At 64.3% G+C, this 3469-nt stretch carries 4 protein-coding genes; 1 reads left to right on the top strand and 3 read right to left on the bottom strand.

Translation table 11 applies throughout. The annotated features are described in order from the left end of the window. The 3 genes from IT472_RS08375 to IT472_RS08365 all read right to left on the bottom strand — a co-directional run. On the bottom strand, positions 1 to 545 hold a 545-nt coding region (locus IT472_RS08375; protein ID WP_297180797.1), incomplete at its 3' end, for a nitrilase-related carbon-nitrogen hydrolase. A 136-nt stretch (positions 546 to 681) separates the two neighbouring features. After that, the gene (gene msrA, locus IT472_RS08370; RefSeq protein ID WP_297180794.1) at positions 682 to 2010 is read right to left on the bottom strand and encodes a peptide-methionine (S)-S-oxide reductase MsrA; all 1329 of its coding nucleotides are present in this window, start codon (positions 2008 to 2010) and stop codon (positions 682 to 684) included. A gap of 23 nt (positions 2011 to 2033) precedes the next feature. Next, positions 2034 to 3182 (bottom strand): pyridoxal phosphate-dependent aminotransferase, encoded by a 1149-nt coding sequence (locus IT472_RS08365; RefSeq protein WP_297180799.1) that lies wholly within the window; start codon positions 3180 to 3182, stop codon positions 2034 to 2036. Positions 3183 to 3273: 91 nt separating this feature from the next. On the opposite strand from IT472_RS08365, the gene IT472_RS08360 reads away from it, so the two are divergent. Next, positions 3274 to 3469, top strand: a 196-nt coding sequence (locus tag IT472_RS08360) for an ATP-binding cassette domain-containing protein (RefSeq protein WP_297180792.1), incomplete at its 3' end; no start/stop codon positions are given.

The following is a 3469-nucleotide window of genomic DNA, read 5'->3' as shown; positions in this document are numbered from 1 at the left end:
GGATAGGCACGCGCAGACGGCCAGTTGGCGACGTACACGGCCAGATCGTAATCAGCCTGCCCCGCCTGCGCAGGATCGAAGCGATTGCGCGCATACACGGGGAAGCGCAGGTCGTAGCAAACCTGCAGCAGGATGCGCCAGCCACGCCAAGCCACGACCACGCGCTCGTGTCCTGGGGCGTAACGCTCGTGCTCCTTGGCAAAGGAGAACAGGTGGCGCTTGTCGTACCACGCCATACCTCCATCCGGCGTGGCGAACAGCATGCGGTTGAACACGCCGCCATCCGTGCGCAACTGCACGCTGCCGGTGATCGCGGCATCAAGCCGCGCCGATTGCTCGCGCAGCCAGGCCACGGTCGACCCATCCATGCCCTCGGCGCTGCCGATGGCGTCGTTCGAGAACCCGCTGGTGAAAGTCTCGGGCAGTACGATCAGGTCGGTACTGCCGTGGAGCGGTGCAATCAGGTCACCGTAGTACGCGCGATTGGCGGCTGGATCATGCCACCGGGTCTCGCCTTGGACGATGGAAACGCGCAGGTCTTGCATGGCAGCTCCGCTGGCCGGGTTCGGCGTTGCCACAGTCTAGGGCAAGGCCGGTCAAGCCGGCGTTGACTGCCAAGGAAGGCCTGGATTGTTCAGAGCGTCCCCACACCTGCACGCGGAGGATGGCCTGCGATCACGTTCAGGTCTTGGCTGGATCAGGCACGAAGCGCAGCACAGTGCCGTTGATGCAATAGCGCTTGCCGGTCGGCGGCGGACCGTCGTCGAATACATGGCCGAGGTGGATGCCGGAGCTGGTGCTGCGCACTTCCACGCGATGCATGCCGTGGCTGTCGTCCTGCTGGAATTGCAGCGCGCCCGGCATCGGCTCGAAGAAACTCGGCCAACCGCAGGCGCTGTCGAACTTGGCATCACTGCGGAACAGGGCGGCGCCGCTGATCGGGTCGTAATAGGTGCCGGGGCGGTGTTCGTTCAAGTTGGCACCGGTGCCGGGCAGCTCGGTGCCATTTTCGAAGGCGATCTGCTGCTGCGCCGGCGTCAACAGGTGGAAGCCCAGCCACTGCCAGAATTTCTGCGGATCGCCCGGATAGCCGGTGAAACGCGAGACTTCCTTGCCGTCCTTGAACAGGACGATCGTCGGCGTCGCCAGCAAGGTCTTCGCCAGCGTCCAGCCGGTCGGTGCCTGCTGCGAGCGGGTGCGCACAAACGGCACGGTGGCATTCCAATGCTTCAAAACGTCGGCTTCGAAACGCTCGCAATACGGGCAGTCCTCGGCTTCGTACACCACCAGTTGCGCAGCGTGCGCCAGACTCGCCCCATCCAGCGGGGCATAGGCGGTGCCGGTGGCGGCGAGGCCGTATTTGACGCCGGTGCCACCCAGACCGCAGTACCCGTTCGGGTTCTTCAACAGGTAATCCTGGTGCGATTCCTCGGCACGGTTGTAGTGGCGCACCGGCAGGATCTCGGTGGTGATCCGGCCGTAGCCCGCGTGGGACAGGTTCTGCTGATAAATGGCCAGGCTCTGTTCGACCAAAGTCTTCTGCTGGTCGTTGGTGTAATAGATCGCGCTACGATAGTTGCTACCGAGATCATTACCCTGACCGCCGACTTGGGTCGGGTCATGGTTTTCCCAGAACGCCGCCAGCAGGGTCATCAGGTCGAGCTTCTTTGGGTCATAACGCACCCGCACCACCTCGGCATGGTTGCGCGCACGGCTGCGGCCACTGCGGATCCGGTCTTCCTGATCCAGCACGTCGCGGTAGTTCACCTGCGGCGCATCGCCGCCGGCATAGCCCACCTCGACCGCCGCCACGCCGGGCACGGCGCGCAGGCGCTTTTCCGCGCCCCAGAAACAACCCATGCCGAAATAGATGTCCTGCAAATGGCGTGCGTCCACGGGTGTATCTCCGGTCGAGGGCGGGCTGGCATGCAGTGCACGCCAACCGAGCAAGGCTGCGGCGCCCGTCAGCAACATGACAAACAACAGGGCGATCAGTTTTTCGGTGCGCATGGCGGCCTCCCGAGGGGCGTTGCCTACAGATTGGACAATCGTTGGATGGCGCGGTTCACGGTGTCATCGTTCTTGGCGAAACACAGCCGCAACAGACGCTTCCCCGCCGGCGGCGCGGCGTAGAACGGCGACAGCGGGATGCCGGTCACGCCGTGCTCGACGGTCAACCAGCGGGCGAATTCGAGATCGGGCAAGTCGCTGACCGCCGAATAATCGACCAGTTGGAAAGACCCGCCCGGAACCGGCAGCGGTTTGAGCTTGGTCGCCAGTAGCTGCGCACGGAAGCGGTCGCGCTTGTCCTGGTAGAACGCACCGAGGGTTTCGTAGTGCCGTGGTTCCTGCTCGATCATCTCGGCGAAGGCATGCTGGGCCGGGTTGAAGCTGCAGAACACGTTGTATTGGTGGACCTTGCGGAACTCGGCGGACAGTGCCGGCGGCGCGATGCAATAACCGAGCTTCCAGCCGGTGCAGTGGTAAGTCTTGCCGAAGCTGGAAATGACCATGGCGCGCTCGCGCAGTTCGGGATAGCGCAGCACCGTTTCGTGACGCGCACCATCGAACACGATGTGCTCGTAGACCTCGTCACTGAGCAGCAGGATGTCGGTGCCGTGCAGCAAGTCGATCAAAGCCTGCATGTCGGCCGCGCTGAACATCGCGCCGGAGGGATTGTGCGGGCTGTTGACCATCAACATCCGCGTGTTCGGCGTGATCGCCGCACGCACCGCATCCCAATCCGGCGCGAAGGTCAGCGGATCCAAGGCGACGTGGACCGCGGTGGCACCGGCCAGGTCGATCGCCGGCTCGTAGCAGTCGTAGCACGGATCAAGCACGATGACTTCCTCGCCCGCGCGCACCAAGCCGTGGATCGCATTGAAGATCGCCTCGGTGGCGCCGCTGGTGATGGTGATTTCGGCGTCCACGTCGGGTCGCCAGCCGTAGCAGCGCTCGGTCTTGTCGGCGATGGCCTGGCGCAGCGCCGGGATCCCCGTCATCGGCGCGTACTGGTTGTGTCCGGCCTGCATCGCCCGCGACAGCGCATCGACCAGACGCGCCGGCACCGGGAAATCCGGGAAGCCCTGCCCAAGGTTGACCGCGCCGTGCTCGACGGCGAGCTGCGACATCACAGTGAAGATGGTGGTGGCGACCTTCGGCAATTTGGTTTCGACGTGCATCTCGATGGCTTCGTTGTGGGATTCCGGGAGTGTACGGAATCGCATCGCCATCCTCCGTGATGTCGGGCCATGCCGGTAGAATCGTCCGTCCATGTCTTGTGCCCAATCGTCCAGCCCTCCGCTCCTGCGCGTGCGCGATCTCGCGTTTTCACGCGACGAGCTGCCCGTGTTCGGGCCGCTGGAATTCACGGTCGGTGCCGGCGAGGCCTTGCTGGTGCAGGGCGACAACGGTGCAGGCAAGACCACCCTGCTGCGGGTACTGGCAGGCCTGCTGCGCGCCGATGCCG

The organism is Thermomonas sp., from assembly GCF_020850895.1.
Classification (GTDB): domain Bacteria; phylum Pseudomonadota; class Gammaproteobacteria; order Xanthomonadales; family Xanthomonadaceae; genus Thermomonas.
The sequence above is the reverse complement of the archived record's forward strand: the minus strand, read 5'-3'. Positions and strand labels throughout refer to the sequence as shown.